At 49.5% G+C, this 20,551-nt stretch carries 17 protein-coding genes; 5 read left to right on the top strand and 12 right to left on the bottom strand.

All coding sequences use genetic code 11. From position 1 onward, the window contains the following. The first annotated feature begins 315 nt into the window (after positions 1 to 315). Complete coding sequence (locus tag F3J40_RS08420) at positions 316 to 1,428, top strand: nucleotide disphospho-sugar-binding domain-containing protein (protein WP_167013649.1); 1,113 nt, start codon at positions 316 to 318, stop codon at positions 1,426 to 1,428. A gap of 182 nt (positions 1,429 to 1,610) precedes the next feature. Here the strand turns inward: F3J40_RS08420 and F3J40_RS08415 are convergent, their stop codons facing one another. The 12 genes from F3J40_RS08415 to F3J40_RS08360 all read right to left on the bottom strand — a co-directional run bounded on the left by F3J40_RS08415 (position 1,611) and on the right by F3J40_RS08360 (position 16,165). Further along, positions 1,611 to 3,992, bottom strand: a complete 2,382-nt coding sequence (locus F3J40_RS08415) for a membrane-bound PQQ-dependent dehydrogenase, glucose/quinate/shikimate family (RefSeq protein WP_167013647.1) — start codon at positions 3,990 to 3,992, stop codon at positions 1,611 to 1,613. Between the two features lie 397 nt (positions 3,993 to 4,389). Further along, positions 4,390 to 5,142: an SDR family NAD(P)-dependent oxidoreductase gene (locus F3J40_RS08410; protein WP_167013645.1), complete on the bottom strand. Its 753-nt coding sequence runs from the start codon at positions 5,140 to 5,142 to the stop codon at positions 4,390 to 4,392. Between the two features lie 153 nt (positions 5,143 to 5,295). After that, positions 5,296 to 6,018 (bottom strand): GntR family transcriptional regulator, encoded by a 723-nt coding sequence (locus F3J40_RS08405; protein ID WP_205297251.1) that lies wholly within the window; start codon positions 6,016 to 6,018, stop codon positions 5,296 to 5,298. Between the two features lie 98 nt (positions 6,019 to 6,116). Then, positions 6,117 to 7,598 carry an aldehyde dehydrogenase family protein gene (locus tag F3J40_RS08400; RefSeq protein WP_167013643.1) on the bottom strand — a complete coding sequence of 494 codons (1,482 nt, stop codon included), beginning with the start codon at positions 7,596 to 7,598 and terminating at the stop codon, positions 6,117 to 6,119. Further along, complete coding sequence (locus F3J40_RS08395; protein ID WP_167013641.1) at positions 7,595 to 8,860, bottom strand: NAD(P)/FAD-dependent oxidoreductase; 1,266 nt, start codon at positions 8,858 to 8,860, stop codon at positions 7,595 to 7,597. The genes F3J40_RS08400 and F3J40_RS08395 overlap by 4 nt, the downstream gene beginning before the upstream one ends. Before the next feature lie 66 nt (positions 8,861 to 8,926). Further along, positions 8,927 to 9,805, bottom strand: coding sequence for a dihydrodipicolinate synthase family protein (locus F3J40_RS08390; RefSeq protein ID WP_167013639.1), 879 nt, complete (start codon positions 9,803 to 9,805; stop codon positions 8,927 to 8,929). Positions 9,806 to 9,831: 26 nt separating this feature from the next. After that, positions 9,832 to 10,497, bottom strand: coding sequence for an amino acid ABC transporter permease (locus F3J40_RS08385; protein WP_167013637.1), 666 nt, complete (start codon positions 10,495 to 10,497; stop codon positions 9,832 to 9,834). 10 nt (positions 10,498 to 10,507) lie between these two features. Beyond that, the gene (locus F3J40_RS08380) at positions 10,508 to 11,179 is read right to left on the bottom strand and encodes an amino acid ABC transporter permease (RefSeq protein ID WP_167013635.1); all 672 of its coding nucleotides are present in this window, start codon (positions 11,177 to 11,179) and stop codon (positions 10,508 to 10,510) included. 12 nt (positions 11,180 to 11,191) lie between these two features. Next, positions 11,192 to 11,965, bottom strand: a complete 774-nt coding sequence (locus F3J40_RS08375; RefSeq protein ID WP_167013844.1) for an amino acid ABC transporter ATP-binding protein — start codon at positions 11,963 to 11,965, stop codon at positions 11,192 to 11,194. A gap of 125 nt (positions 11,966 to 12,090) precedes the next feature. Next, positions 12,091 to 12,861 (bottom strand): transporter substrate-binding domain-containing protein, encoded by a 771-nt coding sequence (locus F3J40_RS08370; protein WP_205297289.1) that lies wholly within the window; start codon positions 12,859 to 12,861, stop codon positions 12,091 to 12,093. Between the two features lie 598 nt (positions 12,862 to 13,459). After that, positions 13,460 to 14,791: an MFS transporter gene (locus F3J40_RS08365; protein WP_167013631.1), complete on the bottom strand. Its 1,332-nt coding sequence runs from the start codon at positions 14,789 to 14,791 to the stop codon at positions 13,460 to 13,462. 54 nt (positions 14,792 to 14,845) lie between these two features. After that, entirely contained in the window at positions 14,846 to 16,165 is a 1,320-nt protein-coding gene (locus tag F3J40_RS08360) for an NAD(P)/FAD-dependent oxidoreductase (protein ID WP_167013629.1), read from the bottom strand. Positions 16,166 to 16,822: 657 nt separating this feature from the next. On the opposite strand from F3J40_RS08360, the gene F3J40_RS08355 reads away from it, so the two are divergent. The 4 genes from F3J40_RS08355 (at position 16,823) to F3J40_RS08340 (ending at position 20,466) form a co-directional block, all read left to right on the top strand. After that, positions 16,823 to 17,692: an aldo/keto reductase gene (locus F3J40_RS08355; RefSeq protein ID WP_167013627.1), complete on the top strand. Its 870-nt coding sequence runs from the start codon at positions 16,823 to 16,825 to the stop codon at positions 17,690 to 17,692. Positions 17,693 to 18,012: 320 nt separating this feature from the next. Then, positions 18,013 to 18,906 carry a type IV toxin-antitoxin system AbiEi family antitoxin domain-containing protein gene (locus F3J40_RS08350; RefSeq protein ID WP_167013625.1) on the top strand — a complete coding sequence of 298 codons (894 nt, stop codon included), beginning with the start codon at positions 18,013 to 18,015 and terminating at the stop codon, positions 18,904 to 18,906. Between the two features lie 14 nt (positions 18,907 to 18,920). Next, positions 18,921 to 19,808: a nucleotidyl transferase AbiEii/AbiGii toxin family protein gene (locus F3J40_RS08345; protein ID WP_167013623.1), complete on the top strand. Its 888-nt coding sequence runs from the start codon at positions 18,921 to 18,923 to the stop codon at positions 19,806 to 19,808. After that, positions 19,795 to 20,466 carry a PP2C family protein-serine/threonine phosphatase gene (locus F3J40_RS08340; RefSeq protein ID WP_167013621.1) on the top strand — a complete coding sequence of 224 codons (672 nt, stop codon included), beginning with the start codon at positions 19,795 to 19,797 and terminating at the stop codon, positions 20,464 to 20,466. Before F3J40_RS08345 ends, F3J40_RS08340 begins: the two co-directional genes overlap by 14 nt. Positions 20,467 to 20,551: the final 85 nt, after the last annotated feature.

Genomic DNA, 20,551 nt, shown 5'->3' with positions numbered 1-20,551 from the left:
GTCATTACTGAGTCAATGGGATTTATTTTATTCCATTTTGAAACAAAAAATAACAACTTAAAATAAAATGCAAAGGTAATACCCTTGTTTTTAATTATCATTTGTATTAATTGATTTTTTGCATGCTAAATATCGAACTGTTATTTTTCTTGATTCTATAGTCTTCAGTCACTATGGTGGCGAGGATAAAAATGACGGCTTATAGGTTCTTGTCATAAAAAACTTTGCTTGTTTCATGATTGAATAGTTATGAATGGTCAATTAAAAATACCCCTGGCCTCGATGCTATAGTTTTAACAGGAGAAAGGATTTCTCATGCGCGTGCTGTTTATCGGACCCCCTCTTTTTGGATTACTCTTTCCAGTTATTTCATTTGCACAAGCTTTTCGCATTTCAGGTCATGAAGTCATTGTTGCTAGTGCAGGTCGATTTGCACGTCAGGTTGCAGAGGCTGGTCTAATGGCCTTTGATGCAGCCCCTGAACTTGATTCAGAAGCAGAATATCGTTCACGTGCAGAAAAGCGTAAACAACAAGAAATTACAGGAAATTTTTCATTCTTCAGTGATGAAATGGCTGACCTGCTGGTTGAGTTTACCGCTGCCTGGCAGCCTGATTTGATTATCTATCCTCCCCTCGCTCCCATAGGGCCGATGCTTGCGGCTAAATTTAGTATTCCTGCAGTCATGCAAACGGTGGGATTTGCGCATACCCCTCGTCACACTCGTGGCATGAACCGCACGATGCAAGGTGCCTATGCCAGACATGCCATTAAAGCGCCTGCTCGTGATTTTGCGTGGATCGACGTCACCCCCCCGAGCATGACCCTTTTGCAAAACAGTGGTGAGCCTGTCATCCCGATGCAGTATGTACCCTACAATGGCGGAGCAGTCAGTGAGGCATGGTGGCAAAAAGATCCCTGTCGTAAACGTATCCTTGTCAGTCTTGGAACGGTTAAACCGATGGTTGATGGTCTGGATTTAATTGCGTGGGTGATGGATTCTGCCAGTGAGATTGATGCTGAGATTGTTTTGCATATTTCAAACAACGCGCGTGCTGAATTACGTTCCCTACCAGAAAATGTGCGTTTGGTTGACTGGATCTCCATGGGGATGTTTTTAAGCGGAGCCGACGGGTTTATTCACCACGGTGGGGCAGGAAATACGCTGACCGCATTGCATGCGGGAATACCTCAAATTATTTTTGGCGTCGGAGCCGATCGTCCGGTCAATGCCAGGGCTGTAGTTGATCGCGGATGTGGAATTATGCCTGGTCCGAATGGACTATCAACAGAGTTGATGCGGCTATTTTTGCAAAACCCCCTGCTAAAAAAATCTGCGGCAGAAGTGGCTGAGGAAATGTCCAGGCAACCCACTCCCGCTCAGGTAGTACAACATTTGAGCGATAAACTCAATGTAGGCAGATTTTAATCATCTGCATCGATCATGGTGGGAATGATTTATTCATCGATACACTATCCGCTCAGGGTGTGAATATCATTCCGAAATTCTGTTTACAGATAGCGCAGGATCTCAACTCAGAACCGCAAAGCTGAGATGATAAAAAAAGCCGATGTCATCAAGACATCGGCTTAGACATTTTATCTATTCAGTTACTCAGGCAGCGCGTAAGCAATAATGTCATCGCCGCGTTCTGCCGAATGAGGCGATCCACCGGCGAAAATCACCACATATTGCTTACCGGTTTTCTCAGAGCGATAAGTGATTGGGCCACTTTGGCTGCCTACGGGTAGGCGAGATTTCCACACTTCAGCCCCTGTATGGCTGTTAAAGGCGCGCAGATAGAAATCCTGAGTACCCGCAAAGAACAGTAAGCCTGAGCGCGTCGCCAGGGATGGGCCAAGCGTTGGCATACCCAGCGGCATTTGCAGTCCAACCGGAATGCCCAGAGGTCCGGTATCCTGCACGGTACCCACGGGGATCTGCCAGACCAGTTTCTGCGTCTTCAGGTCGATAGCGGACATCGTTCCAAAAGGCGGCGCCTGGCATGGAACACCCAGTGGAGACATCAGACGCTCGCGCAATGAACCATACGGCAGTCCTTTTTGCACAATCCACCCCATGCCTTCACTGGTGCCCTGGCCTGGTGGGATGTCTTTGGCGGCGACCATCTTGTAATACAGACCAAGACGTAAGTCATTAACAAACATCAGGTTAGTGGTTGGATCAACGGAAACACCACCCCAGTTAATCCCGCCCAGTGAGCCAGGATACTGAAGCGCCATATCCAGACCCGGTGGCGTGAAGATGCCTTCGTAACGGCTCGATTTAAAGCGAATGCGGCACATTAGCTGATCGAACGGCGTTGCGCCCCACATATCCGACTCTTTCAGCGTTTCATTGCCAATGCCCGGCATTGATGAGTAAGGCTGAGTTGGAGAATAGCGCTCTCCCGGCAGGTTACCCTGCGGCACCGGACGCTCTTCAATCGGCGCAACGGGTTTACCATTACGGCGATCGAGCAGATAAATCATGCCGGTTTTCGAGGTCTCTGCCAGCGCGGGGGTGACCGACCCATCATCATTTTTGATGTCATACAGCAGCGGCGTGCCAGTGGCATCAAAGTCCCAGATATCATGATGCACAGTCTGGAAGTTCCAGACTGGACGGCCTGTTGATACGTTTACCGCGACAATCGAAGAACTGTACTTTTCATCGCCTTCACGACGCTCGCCACCAAAGAAATCAGGCGTTGCGTTACCGGTTGGAAGATATACCATGCCAAGGTCAGCATCGTAGGACATTCCCACCCAGACGTTTGGCGTACCGCGCGTGTAGCCTTCTGGCGACAGCGGTTCACGCGTGACCGCTGGATTACCCGGATCCCAGGCCCATACCAGTTTACCGGTTACCGCGTCATAAGCGCGCACAACACCCGGTGGTTCATTGGTTTCGAAGTTATCGATGACACGGCCACCGACAATCACAACATTACCGGCCACCAGCGGCGCTGAGGATTGCTGATAATAGCCAGGCTTCACTTCACCCATGCCGATTTTCAGATCGACAATGCCGTTGTCACCAAAATTGGCTGCCGGTTTACCCGTGTGAGCATCAATCGCCACCAGACGACCGTCACCGGTTGGGAAGAACAGACGTTGCGGGCTCACGGTGGTATCCAGCGATTTGCCCGGTTCTACAACGTTTTTCGCACGGGTTGCATCGAAATAGCCAATCCCACGGCAGCGCTGGTAAGTCGAATTACCGCGTCCCGCGGTATAGCGCCACTTTTCCTTACCGCTATCAATGTCGTAAGAAATCAGTGAGGTATATGCCGTACAAACAAACAGACTATCGCCTACCTGTAATGGCGTATTCTGATCTTCAGCATCGCCTTTATCTGGCACCACTGCCTCACCCGTATGGGCAGTCCAGGCAACTTTCAGATCTTTCACGTTGTCTGGCGTGATGTCACTCAAGGTAGAAAAACGTGAGCCTTTCGTATCCCCCGCCCAGGCTTGCCAGTCTTTTGGTCCAGAGTTGGGGGCAACGTCATGCGCCTCATCTGCTTTAGACTGAACATCGGCGTTACGGATGATGCCTTTCGGCTGGAAGGAACTGATAAAGGAAGAAACCACCGCAACCGCAAGCAAGACGCCAATAGTCACGGAAAAAAGGCGCGCACCGCGCTCTTTCGTTAAGAGCGGTACTGTAAATGCAATCAATACAGCGCCAGCCGCAGGTGCAAAAAGGCGGGAAAATAGCGGCCAGAATTGCAGGCCCACATCCCACAGAGACCAAATAACGCTGAATACAAACGCTATGCCATAAAATACTGCACCTGATAAACGTTTTCGGGTGAGTAATACGCCACTGATTAATAAAAGCAGCCCGGCAACAACAAAGTACCAGCTACCACCCAGCCAGGCCAGCCAGGCACCTCCACCAACGAAATAAACGCCAGCAAGGGCGGTGACAATACCAACCAGTTTAACCCAGAACTGAGCAGCCTTCCCCGGATTCGTTACATCCATAAATTATTTCCCATCAGATTTGAAAATATAATGCACACATTGCATCCGACCGAAATCCCGGCCAGTGAATTAAAAGGAATAAATACTTTTATTTAAGAAACACTCACCCTGCCTTCCTGATGAATCAGGAAAGAATGACCTTTTAAGTGGGCTAACGACCTTTTAAAAAATTACATCTTCATTTACTCGTGACTCAGTTGAACGCAATGTTTGCCAAAAAACCATCATTGAATGCAATCATGTATACAAGATGGCGAGAAAGCATAGTGCGCAGTTGTTAACAAAGTCAACAAGTTGAATTTACATAAATTTAAATTATGCGAAAAACGATGAATCAGTGTGATCGGCGTCACATTTAACTGATTCATCTCACTGGCATTAACGTGAAGGGACCAGGCTAACGAACATAGTCTGCGCCGGTGATATCAATGGTTGAACCTGTAGCATGGCGGCAGCGCCCGCTGGCAAGAAAACTGACCATGGCGGCAACATCTGAGGGGGGTGTTACTTCGCGCAGTGGCAGATTAGCGGTCACTGCCGCTTCCCCTACGCTGGCAATATGATCTTCAGCCATTGCAGTGCGCACCCAACCCGGTGCCAGCGCATAGGCCAGCACGTTTCTGTCACCATATCCTCGTGCGATACCTTTGGTCAGCGCTAATAAACCGCCTTTCGCCGCACCATAAGCCAGGTGCTCAGGACCGTCACCGCGATGTGATGATCGGCTGGCCATATTGATGATAATGCCGCCGCCGCGCTCAGTGTAATGCTCGATAGCGAAGCGGCATAAATCTGCCGGCGCTTGTAAATTCACCTGCAAATTGGCCTGCCAGCCTTGTTGCCACGCCTCATCCCGATTCAGTGGCGAAGCAACATAGATCCCGGCGTTATTCACCAGCACATCAATATTGTTTGCTACTTCTAAAGCGTGACGCCACAATGTCGCTGCGCCATCAGCTCTCGCTAAATCTGCCTGAATCATATCAAGGCGTTCAGGATAGCGTGCCAGCATCTGCTCGGCGCTGGCGTTATCCCGGCCAAAGTGTCCAATGACGTTTGCGCCTTCAGCGTGTAGCGCTTTAACAATTTCGCTGCCGATGCCTTTTGTTGCACCCGTAACCAGCACGGTTTTACCTGACAACAGACTCATAGCCTCTCCTTATTAAGCAACAGTTTGCGCGCCACGCATTTCCAGCAGTGACCCACATAGATAAGATGTCTCTTATTTATTAATCCTGAATTCAGGCGTAGGGATACTCAAGCCGGAATAGTCATACTCCGGCTTATAAAGCTAACAAAGGAATTAATAGTTAAGTGCCATGTCCTTCAAAAGATTCCCCTGCATAAATGACAGGAATCGACTCTGGAATAACATGGTATGTTCATGTGCCATTTTATCCGCATTTTCCGCATCACCTGATTTAATCGCGGCAATTAAGTCATCATGATCGCGACCTAATTTTGAAGGCGCATCCTGGCGAGTCATAAAATCAAACTGTAAGTGCTGCATCCGCTGGCCTTCCGAGAGCAACTTGTCGTAATACGTTGCCAAATAGCCATTGCGAGCGGCCTTTGCGATCGCCAGGTGGAACTCTTTATTGCGTTCGGTCATCGTACTGAAGTCGCCTTTGTAGACCATTTCCATGTAGGCTTCATTCGCGGCTTCAATATGGCGGATATCTTCCTCATTGCGATGAAGTGCAGCCAGTCGCGTGACCGCCCGCTGCACCAGATCTAACGCCGTGATGTAGTTGGGAAACTCTTCAATCTCAAACGGCGTCACGATGGCTGTGCGATTGGGCAAAATCGTCACCAGACCTTCACTCACCAGGCGTGCCATGGCATCACGCACGGGCGAGCGTGATAAGCCAAAAGCAGTGGCCAGTGATATCTCATCTAACGGCTCACCATATTTCAGTTGCAGTGTCAGGATCTGTCGGCGCAGTTCTTCATAAATATAACGTCCGCCATGACGACGCCCGGTGCCCTCTTCTTTCTCTTCTTTCTCTTTTTTTATGCTCATCATTCACGTCTCTGGCTGAAAGTCATACTGGCATGTTAGCGGTGCAAGCCGTTCAGAACAACGCCGGTTCCCTGGTATCACTTAGCGCATGCAGTTTTCGCTTATTTAAGGTACCAACCCCAGGGCTCATCGCTGTCATAACGCGTGATTTGTTTTGTTTCGAGGTAGTTGTTGAGACCCCACTCCCCCAATTCCCGGCCAATACCGCTCTGTTTGTAGCCGCCCCAGGGTGCTTCGGTGAAGGTGGGTTGTGAACAGTTGATCCAGACGATGCCTGCGCGAAGCTTACGCGCTACGCGTTCGGCGCGCTCAAGATCTTCGGACATCACGGCGGCAGCAAGGCCAAAGCGCGATCGATTCGCGGAGGCAATCGCTTCGGCTTCCTCATCAAAGGCACGAACGCAGACGACCGGGCCAAAGATTTCTTCGCGCCACAGTTCACTTTCCTCCGTCATTTCGGTGAAGATGGTGGGCTGTAGGTAGTAGCCTTTGTCGTGGCCCTGGGGGCGTTTGCCACCGCTCAACAGCGTAGCGCCCTGTTCAATGCCCTGCGCAATCGCGCTCTGCACTTTTTTATACTGTGCTTCATTGACCAGCGGCCCGAGCAGGACGCCCTCATCCATGCCATTACCGATTTTAATCTTCTCGGCTTCTTCAACCAGACGCTTCATCAAAGGCTGATAGAGATTGCGCTGAACCAGCACGCGCGACGTGGCTGAGCAGACTTCACCTTTGTTCCAGAAAATGCCAAACAGGATCCACTCCACCGCTTTTTCGATGTCGCTGTCGTCAAAGAGGATAAAAGCTGACTTACCACCGAGTTCCAGGCTGACATTTTTAATCTCTGTCGCGGCAACCTGCATAATTTTACGGCCCGTGGGCACGCTGCCGGTGAAAGCCAGCTTATCAACGTCAGGATGTTCGGTCAGCGCTGAGCCTGCCTCGTGACCTAAACCCGTAATCACATTCAACACGCCAGCCGGTAACTCCGCCTGATGGGCGATGTCTGCCAACTGTAATGCGGTGAGGGGTGTCACTTCGGAAGGTTTCAATACCACAGTGCAGCCAGCCGCCAACGCAGGGGCCACTTTCCATGCCGCCATCAGCATCGGGAAATTCCACGGAATGATCGCCCCGCAGACGCCAATCGGCTCCTTGCGGGCCAGGCTGCTAAAGCGATCATCGGTCAGTGCCACCGCTTGCTCGCGTTGGTTGTCCAGCTTCTCTGCTAAATCTGCGTAAAAATCAAAACAATAAGCGGTATCACCAATGTCCCACAGTGCCTCTGGTAACGGCTTTCCGTTATCCCGGACTTCCAGTTCCGCCAGCATCTGCTGCTTTTCGCGGATCAAACTGGCGATGCGGCGTAAATAGCCTGCACGCGCCTTACCACTCAGCTCCGGCCAGCCGCCGTTATCAAAAGCGTTGCGTGCTGCTTGCACGGCGAGGTCAACATCTTCTCGCGTTGCTGCGGCAATCCGGGCAATTTCTTTTTCGCTGTCAGGATCAATAGTGGCGAAGTTCTCGCCTTTACGCGGGTTAACCCATTGCCCATTGATGAACAGTTGCGTTGTAGCACTCATGTACGATCTCCTTCCATAAAGCGGTAGGCGCTGAACGGCGTGATGTCCTGCGCAGTCGGTCGCTGTACCGCAAGGTCGGCGATAAGACGACCCGTTGTCGCACCCAGCGTTAAGCCAAGTTGCCCGTGTCCGAAAGCCATTAAGACATTACTCAGTCGCCGCGAACGGTCAATAATCGGTTTAGTATCCGGCAAGAACGGGCGATGCCCCACCCCAAACTCTTTCGCCGTGTCATTAAGCTGGGGCAGCAGTTTACGTGCTTTTTGCAGGATAATTTCCGCGCGCTTGAAATTGGGTTTGGCATCGGCACCCGCAAACTCAATGGTGCCACCAATCTGCAAACCGCGCGTCATGGGTGTAAAGCAGAATCCCCCATCGGCGTAAATGACGGAATGACGAAACTCGACTTCCGGTTGCGGCAGCAGCGCCTGGTAGCCTGAAATACCGGTGAGCGGGACACGCACACCGAGCGTGGAAAAGAAACGACGCGAGCCGGTACCCGCCGCAACCACAACATGATCGGCAGGCAAGCTACGGCCATCGCGTAGCAGCACGCCGTTCGCCAGGCCATTCGCTTCAAGAATGCGATCGGCCTCGGAATCAATACGCGTGCCGCCTTGCTGCACAAAGGCATCAGTTAATGCGGCAATGAACCCTTTGGTGTCACTTACTGCGCACCAGTCAGGAAACAGAACGCCATGAGAAAATTTCCCCGCCAGCGCCGGTTCCAGTGCGGCGATGTCATCCGCACCCAGTGTTTCTGCACGAAAGCCTAACTGTTCACGCAGTTCGAGATGTTCACGTTCAGCAGCCAATCCGCGAGGCGTATCGAAAACCTCAATCACTGGACGCTGCCCCAGCAGCGTTTTGTCAGGACAAAGGGCCAGCAAAGAGGCGAAATCGGGGTAGACCTGATGCGTCAGCGATGCCATCGCCTGTGCAATCGACTCGATGCGGCTGTGACGTGCATTGGCCACGAAGCGCAAAAACCACGGCAGTATCGCCGGTATGGCTGCGGGGCGAAGTGCCAGCGGCCCTGTCTGATCAAGCATCCAGCCTGGGATACGCTTCAAAATACCTGGCTTAGATAAAGGGATGATCTCACTGACCGCCATCTGGCCGCAGCTCCATTTCGCGGTGCTGTCGCCAGGCGCAGCCGGGTCGATTAACCAAACCTGATGCCCTTCCTTTTGCAGGTAAAGGGCACAACAGACGCCGACAATACCCCCACCAATCACCACTGACTGCTGCTGTTTCACCATTTATTCTTCACTCTAAAAAGCGGCTGGTGAATATCGCAGATTCGCCAGCCCGCGTCGCCAATTGATTTAAACCTGAGACGCTTCGAAGATTTTGCGGAACGTGGCTTTCTCTTCGGTCGTTAGCGGCTGTAAAGGCATGCGCGCATTGCCGGGTTTAAACCCTGCCAGTTCACAGCCATATTTTACTTTCTGAATAAATTTCCCCTCTTCCATGCTCGCCATGACCGGGAACAGCGAGCGCATGACGTTTTGCGCACCGGTCAGATCGCCGCTGCTGAACTTACGATAGAATTCGCAAATCTGATCGGGGAAGCAGTTGGCTGGACCACAGATCCAGCTGCTGGCGCCCCACATAAAGAAGTCAAAGGCGACATCATCGGAGCCACAAGAGAGCTGGTAGTTGTCTTTATAGCTGTTACCAATTTCCACAGCACGAAGCACGCTGCCGCTGCTCTCTTTAATGCCGATCACACGGGGATGATCTTTAAATGCATCCAGCACGCTAAACCCGACTTCCACGTTGGTGCGCACCGGATAGTTATACAGCACCAGGTTGATGTCGCTGAATTCATTCAGAATGACCTGATAATGGCCGATCAATTCTTCCTGCGAAGGCAATGCATAGTAAGGCGGCGCAATCAGCAGATTGTGGTAACCCGCATCGACAGTCTGTTTCACCTGTTCCAGCACTTCACGCGTACAGGAGCCGTTAGCGCCGGCAATCAACGTGCCGCGTTCACCGACGACGGCCTTCACCGTTTTTAACACCTGGCGGCGTTCTTCATTGGTCAGCGCGTAATATTCTCCTGTTGATCCCAGGGGCACAAACCCACTGACGCCCGCCTTCAGTTGATACTCCAGAATATTGGCCAGCTGATCGTGATCAACGTCATTAGCAGCATTAAATGGGGTTACCAGCGCGGGTAAAATACCGTTCAATTTCATTATTACTCCTCCTGTGGAGTCAGTTATCAAAGGGCATAACGTCGTAACAAACGTGATTCAACAACACCCACCAGGCGTGTTAAGGGGAATGCCACAACGAAATAGATCACGGCGACAGCGGTGAGAAATTCCACCGGCCGTGCGGTACTGTTGGAAATGTTCTGGCCGACAAACATCAGGTCGGCCACGCCCACCGATGAGATCAGCGCGCTCTCTTTAAACAGGCTGACCACATTGGAAAGCAGCGTGGGGATTGCGCGTAGCAACGCCTGGGGAAAGATGACATACAGAATTTTGGTGGTCGGCGTCAGGCTCAGGGCTATACAGGCATCATGCTGCTCACCCGCAATCGATTTCAGCGATCCACGAAAGGTCTCGCTGGTGATCGCCGCCATATACATCACCAGCGATAGGGTGACGCACAGCCATGGCGCAATATCGATGTGGAACACCACCGGTAAGCAGAAAAACACCCAGAACAACTGGATTAGCAGCGGCGTTCCACGAAAGAATTCGACGTATAGCGTGATCAACCAGCGCAATGGGGCCACCGGAGACATGCGCAGCAAGCTGATAATAAAGCCCGCCATAATGCCCAACACGGCACAACTCAGTGTGAAAGCCAGCGTAAGACCTAATCCCTGTAGCAGCACCTGCCAGTAAGAGAAGACCTGGGTGAAATCAAGTGTCATGATGCAATCCTCAGCGTGCGGTGGCCGCGTCCTGGCGGCGTTCAACCCATCCAACCAGTTGTGAAATCGGCAGTGAGAGCGCGAAGTAAATCAGCGCGATCAGTGAATAGGTTTCCAGCGGGCGATAGGTTTCAGTCGCGATATTCTTGCCGACATACATCAGGTCAGAGATGGCCACGATGGCGACCAGCGCGGTTTGCTGCAAAATGGCGATGCCGTTGGTCATCAGCACCGGTAGTGCGCTGCGAACTGCCTGCGGTAACACCACATACAGGGTTTGCTGCACCTTGTTCAGCCCCAGTGCAATACCCGCATCGTGATGCTCACGCGGCACCGCCTGTACGCCAGCGCGATAGGCTTCTGCATTAAATGCCGCCAGGTTTAATCCCAGCGCGAGGAAACCCATGTAAATCGGGTCAAGAAACAGATTGAACATCATCGGGACACAATAATAAAACCAGACAATTTGCAGTAATACCGGCGTGCAGCGAAAAAACTCAATAAAAAGTTTGGTTGGCCAACGAATGATAGAAATCGAACTCATTGCCATCATGCATAATAAAAAACCCAACGTCAGGCCCAGTGCATTTGCCATCAGGGAGAGTTCAAGCGTCACTTTCAACCCATCCCATAAAGCGCCCAAATTGCCGTTAAGAAAATTAAAGTTGAATTGATAATGCATTTACCGCCCCCTTTAATTCAGGTGCAATACTTTTTCCAGAAACTCACGCGTGCGTGTTTCTCTGGGACAAGTAAAGAGTTTTTCGGGATTTCCCTGTTCAACTATTTTCCCGTTAGCGCAGAAGACGACGCGTGAGGCAATGTTTCGGGCGAAATGCATATCATGTGTCACGATAATCATCGCCATTTTCTGATTCGCCAGTTGCATCATGACATTCTGTACTTCAGTCACCATTTCAGGGTCCAGCGCGGAGGTCACTTCATCAAACAACATCAATTCAGGCTCCAGCATAAGCGCTCGCGCTATCGCGACTCGCTGCTTCTGGCCCCCTGAGAGCTGGCTCGGCCATGCGTTGATCTTGCCCTCCAGACCAAAGCGCGCCAATAAGGCACGTGCTTTTTCCGTGGCCTCCGCTTTACCCATATTGTGGACTTTGACCGGTGCCAGAATGAGATTGCTTAAAATAGAAAGATGAGGAAAAAGCGTGTAATGCTGAAACACCATGCCAATTTTCTTCTGGATATTTCTGTCGAGAATTTTGGCTTCTTTTTGCTTATCGCCGACAATATAGTCATTTTTTTGAAAGTGAATTTCGCCGCTCTGTATTCCCTCAAGGCCCATTAACACACGCAATAGAGAACTTTTACCACTACCGCTGGGGCCGATAATAACCAGACGATCATCATTACGCATACTCAGGTCGAAATTATCCATAACCTTAAGTTCACCATAAGATTTGCAGACCTTTTTTAAATGAATAAAGTCTCCCTTGTTAAACTCATTCATTAATACAGGCTGCTCATGATTGACGCGAGTGAGTGCCGTGGCCAAATGACTTGAGGCGTTCATGGGTTTTCCTCCACTGCGTGCGCTAATGCACTGGGTTTATTTAATGAGTGTATTGACTTACCTTACTTAGCGGCGTTTGCTTCTTGTGAGGCTTTATTTACCCACTGATCAATTTCACCCGTAGCGCGACGTTGCGTCAGGTAAATGTTAAGGACATCCCTGTCGGCTTCAGAGACAGAGCGTGGTAAAGCGAATGAAACCCCCTGTTTTGCAAGAGCAGGTGATGGCAACACTTCTGCCGCCCAGTCGGGGTTAGCGAGAGCAAATAGATGATTAGTGTCACTGGCATCTACCAGCACATCAGCGCGTCTGGCCATCAACGCCATACGGCTTTCATCATTTCCAGGCAGTCGCATGATTTTTCCCTGTTTAATGGCCGCAGTGATCGCCCTATCCTGTGCGGTACCGGACATGACGGCAAAAGTGATCCCTTCTTTGTCAAAATCGGCAAGCTTATTGCCTAAGGCGTTTACTTTAGGATTCTGTTTATTAATCAGAAATGAGATTTGATAATCCTGCACAGGGACAGAAAACCCGACGGCCAGGGCGCGCTCTGGTGTCTGGTTCAATCCCATCGCGAGGTCCCACTTGTCACTTTGTAATCCAGCCACCAGCGTGTCCCAACTGGCATCAACAAATTGCACTTTCACTTTCAATACATTCTGACCAAAGTCACGACAGAGTTCTGAAAAATAGCCACTGTATTGCTGAGTTTTAGGGTCCCTCATGACATAGGGCGCTGCTGTGGCCGCTCCGCAACGCAGCACCCCTTTTTGTTGAATGTTTTGCCAGAAATTATCTGCTGCTGAGGCGGTAAGGGGTGACACCACCATCGTGAAGCCCAATAACAAACAACATGATAACCGCTTAACCGCAGGGGCATTTATGCTAACCATAGTGACCTCATCAAAACGTTGATGTTGCTAACAGGAAATTCTGGATCATTCGATGCTCATTATTGTATGCATGGTTGTATTCATTGATATCAAGGAGAATAGAAGCATGAAATTAACAAAGTCAACCAATATGGTTTGCTTATGATCAAACTTTGACGGCGATCGACAAGTGCATGTGATCGCCGTCAAAAAAGCACGTTAACGGGAGCGGCGTTGGGATATTTTTCCGGGATGGCGCTAAACAAGCCTTTCGGCTGAGACCTTACTCTTGAAACTTAGCCGGGCAGGGAATACAGCAGACATCAGCTTGCTATCACCCACCCGTTCAATTACAGACGAAAAGCCAGCCTCCGGCATCAGAAACTGGCACCTGTGATAGGTGAGTTTTTTGATAAGTTAGGTTGAGTTAATGTGGATTTAATTAACTCATAATTGACTGGAAACTCTGAATAGACCCGTTGGAGGAAAAAGTCGTCATGCGTCAGTGTCAGATTAAAAGTGCCTCTGCAAGTACAGAGGCACTTTACTACTGACTTTAGAGCTGAGCGGCTTCCTGCAAGCTCATTGATTTCGTTTCTGGCGCAAGGACCAGAGAGATCAGAAGCCCAAGCAGCGTGATGACGGCTGCCGCGAGCATCGTGGTGCCAATGCCAAATGACTGCAATGAAATAGGCACAAGCCAAGTGCCTACAGCGCTACTCAGCGCAGCAAGCGAGGCACCCATACCTACCGCAGAAGCTCTGATTTCAGTCGGGAAAAGTTCATTTGGATAAACAAATTCCAGCACCTGAGCCCCACCGATAAACAGTGCATAAACGCCGAACAGTGACAGAACGATCCATCCTGCTGCATCAGGTAAAAGGCCTAACGCCAGTAAAGCGATACCTGACCATAAGAAGCTATGGATGATTAACGTCCGTCGGCCAATGTAGTTAATTAACCAGGTGGCAGCGATACAGCCAAGTACCAGGATCAGCGTGATACCCATTGAGCCCCAGGCCGCAAGGTTGCCCGTTAAATGGAGCGCCTGGAATAATTTCGGCACAAAAGCATACACGGCAAAGACGGGGATGACGGCACAAGCCCAGAACATCACGACAAAGAAAATGCGCTTACCATAGCCTGCACGTAAAGCGTCACCCAGTGTCATCGCTTTACCTGAAGATTTATCTTCTGCGATGTTTTTCAAAGAGAAATTAGCACCATAGACCTGCTTGATGATTTTTTCTGCTTCTTGTCTGCGCCCTTTACTCAGCAACCAGCGCGGTGATTCAGGTGTACCAAGTCGGAAGAAGAATAATAAACCAGCAATCACGGCGGGGCTGGCCATCACATTTCGCCAGGCATCACCGTTTGCATCGTTCAGTAAAGCATTGCCGACAATATAGGCCAGCGCTGCGCCTAAGAACCATAAAACCGTCAGAAGCGATAAGCGCGACCCTCGGCTTTTTTGCGGAATGAATTCAGTCAGCAGTGAACCGGCGGCGGTATATTCAATCCCTACAGCCAGGCCTGAAATCAGTCGCAGTAAGGACAGCGACATGCCACCATTCACCCAATACATGGCGATTGAACAGAGGAATATTACCGCAGGTGATGCATAAAAAAGTTTCTGACGCCCCAGTTTGTCAGTCAACCATCCACCGAGAAAACCGCCGCAGAATACACCGAGTAATGCCATGGCCGCGACCATGCCTTGCCACAATCCGCTCAAACCTAGTTTTGCCGACATGGATAATGTCGCTACGCCAATGATACTCAAAATATATCCGACCATTATCCACCCGCCACCTGTACGTGCGGTCAGAAACTGGTGAAAGCGGTTTATTTCAACATCATCAATTAATACAGGCTTTGCCCGATCCATAATTTTACCTTATTTATTTCTTTGAACTTTGCTGCTTATACGCCAGAAAATGCCTTATACCTCGAGACCCGCGCGGAACTGGCCCCATTTCAGCACTGAATTCACCCCAATGGACAAGAAAGGTTCTGGCGGCGTTTTGTTTGGACCCGGTGACGCGAGCAGGAAATCGGTCAGATCACTCTTTTTACCTGCGAGCATATCTGCGAGTAATACACCCGTAGCCGTACCGCGAGTGATACCAAGGCCGTTACAGCAAAGTGCGCCGTAGACGTTGGGTGCCAGCTTGCCAAAGAAACCTTCGTGGTTTTCTGAAAGGCAGATGGCCCCGCTCCAGGTGTATTCAAAGTTGACGTCAGGCAACATTGGGAAGCGACGCTGGAAGGATTTGCGATGATTTTCAACAAATTTCTGCAACTCAGCCTGACCCGGTCGGCCATTACCATGGAAGGTAAAGCTGTTACGTACAAGAATTCTGTTATCAACAGTACGTCTTATTGTGCTGCCAAATGGATGTGCAGGAATTACGCCCCAGACAGGTTTCCCTCCCAGACGCTGCTGCTCTTCCTGGGTCAATTCTCGTGACAGGCTGCCATAGAGGAAGGTCGGTAACAGCTTCCTTTCAAGGAAGCCAAATTCCGATGCAAAACCATTATTAGCGAGAATCAGGTTATCCGTTGTGATTGAGCCATTGTCATGAATCAACGTGACCTTATCGCCATAATTTATGGCTTTAATCGGTGTGTATTCATATAAAGTCACATTTGCAGGCAGAGTATCAGCCAATCCCTTAACTAAAGCGGAAGGCTGCAGCAATAAAGTGCCAGGAATGAAAAGTGCCTGTTTATAGTAAGATGTTCCTAAGTGTTCAGGCAGATCTTTACCAGAGATCATCTGTGTTTCTCTGCCAATTTTTTCTAATCCAGAACGATAGGCTTCCAGTATGTCGATCCCCGGCTGCCCTACCGCTGCTTGATATTTAACCGATTCCGACATCTGGCATTGAATGTCATGTGTCTTAATCAAGTCTTTAAGGTAGTTCTGTCCCAGTGTATTCAGCTTTAGAATTAATTTTGCTGTTTTTACGTCGCCAATATAATCCTTAGCCCCAATATCATGTGGCACATCGATCGCAAAACCGGCATTACGTCCCGCAGATCCAAAACCCACTTCCTGAGCTTCAATTAACACGATCTCGTCATCAGGAAAATTCAGTGCCATTTGCCGTGCAGCGGCTAGCCCTGTCAGCCCTGCCCCGATGATCGCCCAGCGGCATTTTTTTTGACCAATGTGAGCCGGTTTTGGCGTGCGAGCACGGCTCGTGTGATACCAACCCGGCAGTGCGTCATCTGCAGGTAATGCCGATATTTTTTTCATGGTGATACTCCAGTTACATTCCACTTATGGTGTTGGGGATTAAGTTTTTCAGTATTGAAAATGCGCATTAAATGCCTAAAAAACAGCGCAAAACGTATTTTTTTTTATGTCCTGGCATCTTGCTCAAGAAGCCACCTTTGTGACGTTAGTGCTCACTACGGATTGGAATATCATATGTATACACGATGTATACGTCACGTATAAAAATGTAAACCAATTGTTCAAGCGCTAATCTCGTAATGATTATCACTCTCAAAAAAGCATGTTGATCAGTCAAAAACCCATCGAGAAAACGGGTAAGTTTTTAGTAGTCATATCAATCAATGTACTGATTTAATTGATTTTATATTTTTATTGCGTGCGTAAGCACCAGGTGGAAGACAAATGTAAGGATTTCGTAAATGTAACGAGGTTGTTTAATGTAATTTCAACGCGCCTAGGCAGAAATAGACGCAAAAACCACATCGACGGGGCTGAAATAACGTTTTCTTAACAGCGTAAAACGTGCGTTCCTTACGCTGAAATCAGCGTCATCTGGCAGAAATTGCCACTGAGATTCATGACTTTCTCTCATAGGTGCAATCGACGATAACCGGGTTATTTTGTCTGACTGCACACCTTAAGATCGATGCTTTAGCCAAGTGGAGATGTAGAATCGTGGAATATGTCCTCTTAAGTAACAACGTAAAAATGCCAATGGCGGGTTTTGGCGTTTTTCAGGTCACTGATAAAGAAGAGTGCAAGCAGTCTGTCTTGAATGCGATCCGTACTGGCTATCGTCTGATCGACACCGCCGCCGTCTATGGGAATGAGGATGCGGTGGGTGATGCTGTGCGTGAAGCTATTGCGGCTGGCTTGTGTACCCGCGAAGAATTATTTATTACTTCAAAGTTGTGGGTGCAGGACATGGCCAATAGTGACTCGGCCAAACAAGGGATTGAAGCATCATTACAGAAATCAGGATTAGCCTATTTTGATCTCTATTTACTGCATCAGGCAATGCGGGATTATTTCAGCGCCTGGCGAGCGTTAGAAGAGGCTTACGATGCCGGTAAGCTGAAAGCGATTGGTGTGTCTAACTTCTATCCTCACGTACTGGCAAACTTTTGTGAAACCGTCAGAATTAAACCAATGGTGAATCAGGTCGAATTACATCCCTATTTCGCTCAGCCTGACGCGATTGAAACCATGAAGTACTACAACGTTCAACCCGAAGCCTGGGCACCTTTAGGCGGCGGGAGACATAACCCGTTTGATAATGAGATCCTGCAGGCGATTGCTGGCCACCATAAAAAATCTGTTGCTCAGATTATCCTGCGCTGGAACTTACAACGCGGTGTGACCGTCATTCCAAAGTCCACAAACGCCAGACGTATCGAAGAGAACATGGCTATCTGGGATTTCTCTTTGACTGATGAAGAGATGGAGCAAATCAATTCACTCGATGTAGGCTACGTGGGCGAATCAGTGAAACATTTCAAACCTGAATTTGTTCGTGGTTGTCTGGGTGTGAAAATCCACGACTAAACGGCCAGGGATTTATTACTTTTACCACTTGCTATTTGACATACTTCTCTGTGCAATTAATGTACAGAGAATGGCGAGAAAAGCATGCCTGTTCTGCCCCGTATAGAATGACCATCAATGCGAAAAAGAAAAAACCTCACTAACTATGCAACATAAAATGTCCTTAGGACATTTTATGTTGCATAGCTGCATATTGTCAATAAAAATTCAGTATCCTTTGTAATACAGTGGGTCTACGGAGTTACAATAAGCCGTTCAATTTGACAAATGACATCTGTCAGCGTATAAGTCCTAAGGACTTATACGCTGACAGGTGACACATGATTAAAACCATTTCGCTGCGTGAATCTATACGTCTCATGCTGCTTAACCAGCACCCGAAGCCCGTCATCGCGCTGCATGAATTTTACGAGTATATTTACACGCTATATCGCGACAAATCCTTCGGCGATCTCCCCATAGGTAAAATTCAGTCAGCAGAACCTGAGGGGCGCATTCTTAATGAAGCGCTGAGCGACATGCTCGAACAGGGTATACTCCTGCCAGCAATCGACGGATATGTCTGGCAGATTAGTAATCGTGATGCAGCTACCGCACAACAGCAGATTTGCGATATTACGCCTTACTCTCATCTGTCCTACCTGTCAGCAATGGAATGGCATGGTCTGACAGACAGGATCCCGCACGTGCTTCACGTGACTCAGGCACCACTGACAGCAGCAAGGAAGCTATACCAAGCCTCCCTGCACGAACGCTTACCTGATTTGAAAAATCAGACGCCACTGCTGCCGCGGAGTTTTACCCCCAAGGGTAAAATTGACGGGAAAACGATTCTCCAGCACACCAAAAATAAATACCGGTTTCGCCCTGAGCTTCATGGTTCTGGCGGAATCCGAGTCACCAATCTGGGCGAAACATTCCTGGATATGCTCAGAAATCCCGAGCATTGCGGAGGCTACACTCATGTGGAAGATGTGTTCCGCGAAAGAGCAGCCGAACATCTGCCGGTCATCGTCAATACCGTAGAGAAAGAGGGGACAGGTATAGATAAAGCGCGTACCGGTTACATTCTCGAAGAAGTCTGCGGGCTCTCTCACCGCACAATCGATAAATGGAAAGCGACCGTGCAGCGGGGGGGGAGTAGAAGGCTAGTCTCGTCTAACCCTTACAAGAATGTGTTCTCCGAAGTATGGTGTATCTCTATAAATAACTGACCCGGAAAAAAATCATGGAATATGCAATTGAGGAATGGGTCGCAGAGGCACCAGCGGACAGGGTAACCTTCCGGCAGGCTGTGCATATTGTCTTGCAGGCAATCGCAGAAAGTGAATATCTGCAGCCAAAGATGATCATGAAAGGCGGGATCCTCCTGGGAATCCGTTACCGAAGTTCTCGGTTTACGGAAGATATCGATTTTTCAACCAGCATGCGTCTGGCAGAGATCGACAAAGACACATTTCGCAATGAGCTGAACGAAGCTCTTCAGGTTGCATCAGCTGAGCTTCCTTACCAGGTTACTTGTTCAGTGCAGAGCCTCAATATTCAGCCGCGCGATGCTGAAAATGCCACTTTCCCGGCTTTTTTGCTCAGAATTGGTTATGGCAGAAACAACAATGACGGTGAAATGCGACGCCTGCGCGAAGGCCAGTCGCCCCATACGGTAAAGATTGATTACAGTCTGAACGAGCATAGTCTTGCTGTGGACCATATTACGCTTGCAGACGATAACGACCTTCTTGCCTACAGCTTCACTGATCTGGTTGCTGAAAAAATCCGTTCAGTCATGCAGCAAGTGGTCAGGAATCGCTCGCGCAGACAGGACATTTATGATCTCAACCTACTGCTGGGATCAGTTGACGTTGATGATCAGGATCGCCTGCTCATCCTCACCAGCCTGCTGGATAAATCCGCGGGCCGACTGGAGACGGGTTTTGTTCATCCGGGCACGCTTGATCGGAAGGACATTCGAGCTCGTTCATTACAGGAATATGCGCTGCTGAGAAGCGAAGTTGCTGGGGAGTTGCCGGATTTTGATACCGCATTCGATGCAATTGCAGCGTTTTATCGTTCATTACCATGGAATATGGTAGTGGGATGGCAGCATGCTGAGTTGTGACGGCCATATCTGTCTTAAGGGCAATCGAGAAGAGCAGCTTGATCGATTCCAGGTGGTGGAAACCGGACGGTGTAGGCTGTTTGTGATGGCAGATGGTTTTTCTCAATGCACCGCCCGCCCTCATTATGTTGACTGGTTGACAGCCCGCGTCAGAAGCCTGAGCGATTCTGGATATATTGCAGATGCTGTCTGCCGAGAAATATCTGCATTTTTGGTTTCAGAAACAGGCTATCCGGGTAAAGCAAGTGTAGCGTTCGTAGTTTCTGACGACAGTGAGTATCGGTTTGCTACCCTTGGAGATACCCGAATTTACTGGCAATCCCGTCGCATCAGAACCCGGGATCATTCTCTCGCTGAGCGCTATGCGGCCAGGGGGTTTTGTTCCTCAAAGTCCCTGCGCCATCATCCACTGCGCAATCGCCTCACCAGATGGGCAAGTGTCGGTTCAGGATCGACTCACTCACTGGAGTGGCAAAGTGCACCGCTTGAGGAAGGGGAACATATGCTGATGTGCACGGACGGCTTCTGGAGCCAGTTTGATGAGGATCACATATACGCTATCACCTCCACCACTACGCTCCATGAACACTGTCGGAGCCTGCGCGATGCCATTGATAATCTCACCGTCACGCTGCTGCGGTACAAAAATTCAGACTAACCTGTAACAGGTTGTGGACGCTTTATCCTCCAGGATCGTATGCGGCGAAAAACAGCGTAATCGCATCGGCGCAGTGATTTCACCG

The sequence above is a fragment of the Candidatus Pantoea multigeneris genome (assembly GCF_011752615.1).
Lineage (GTDB): Bacteria > Pseudomonadota > Gammaproteobacteria > Enterobacterales > Enterobacteriaceae > Pantoea > Pantoea multigeneris.
This window is presented reverse-complemented; position numbering and strand designations above follow the sequence as displayed.

Excerpts from the sequence above, each read along its gene's own strand:
- F3J40_RS08415 (WP_167013647.1), bottom strand. The coding sequence starts at position 3,992 with ATGGATGTAACGAATCCGGGGAAGGCTGCTCAGTTCTGGGTTAAACTG.
- F3J40_RS08390 (WP_167013639.1), bottom strand. The coding sequence starts at position 9,805 with ATGAAATTGAACGGTATTTTACCCGCGCTGGTAACCCCATTTAATGCT.
- F3J40_RS08410 (WP_167013645.1), bottom strand. The coding sequence starts at position 5,142 with ATGAGTCTGTTGTCAGGTAAAACCGTGCTGGTTACGGGTGCAACAAAA.
- F3J40_RS08405 (WP_205297251.1), bottom strand. The coding sequence starts at position 6,018 with ATGATGAGCATAAAAAAAGAGAAAGAAGAGAAAGAAGAGGGCACCGGG.
- F3J40_RS08380 (WP_167013635.1), bottom strand. The coding sequence starts at position 11,179 with ATGCATTATCAATTCAACTTTAATTTTCTTAACGGCAATTTGGGCGCT.
- F3J40_RS08350 (WP_167013625.1), top strand. The coding sequence starts at position 18,013 with ATGATTAAAACCATTTCGCTGCGTGAATCTATACGTCTCATGCTGCTT.
- F3J40_RS08365 (WP_167013631.1), bottom strand. The coding sequence starts at position 14,791 with ATGGATCGGGCAAAGCCTGTATTAATTGATGATGTTGAAATAAACCGC.
- F3J40_RS08345 (WP_167013623.1), top strand. The coding sequence starts at position 18,921 with ATGGAATATGCAATTGAGGAATGGGTCGCAGAGGCACCAGCGGACAGG.
- F3J40_RS08370 (WP_205297289.1), bottom strand. The coding sequence starts at position 12,861 with ATGGTGGTGTCACCCCTTACCGCCTCAGCAGCAGATAATTTCTGGCAA.
- F3J40_RS08385 (WP_167013637.1), bottom strand. The coding sequence starts at position 10,497 with ATGACACTTGATTTCACCCAGGTCTTCTCTTACTGGCAGGTGCTGCTA.
- F3J40_RS08400 (WP_167013643.1), bottom strand. The coding sequence starts at position 7,598 with ATGAGTGCTACAACGCAACTGTTCATCAATGGGCAATGGGTTAACCCG.
- F3J40_RS08375 (WP_167013844.1), bottom strand. The coding sequence starts at position 11,965 with ATGAATGAGTTTAACAAGGGAGACTTTATTCATTTAAAAAAGGTCTGC.
- F3J40_RS08340 (WP_167013621.1), top strand. The coding sequence starts at position 19,795 with ATGCTGAGTTGTGACGGCCATATCTGTCTTAAGGGCAATCGAGAAGAG.
- F3J40_RS08360 (WP_167013629.1), bottom strand. The coding sequence starts at position 16,165 with ATGAAAAAAATATCGGCATTACCTGCAGATGACGCACTGCCGGGTTGG.
- F3J40_RS08395 (WP_167013641.1), bottom strand. The coding sequence starts at position 8,860 with ATGGTGAAACAGCAGCAGTCAGTGGTGATTGGTGGGGGTATTGTCGGC.
- F3J40_RS08420 (WP_167013649.1), top strand. The coding sequence starts at position 316 with ATGCGCGTGCTGTTTATCGGACCCCCTCTTTTTGGATTACTCTTTCCA.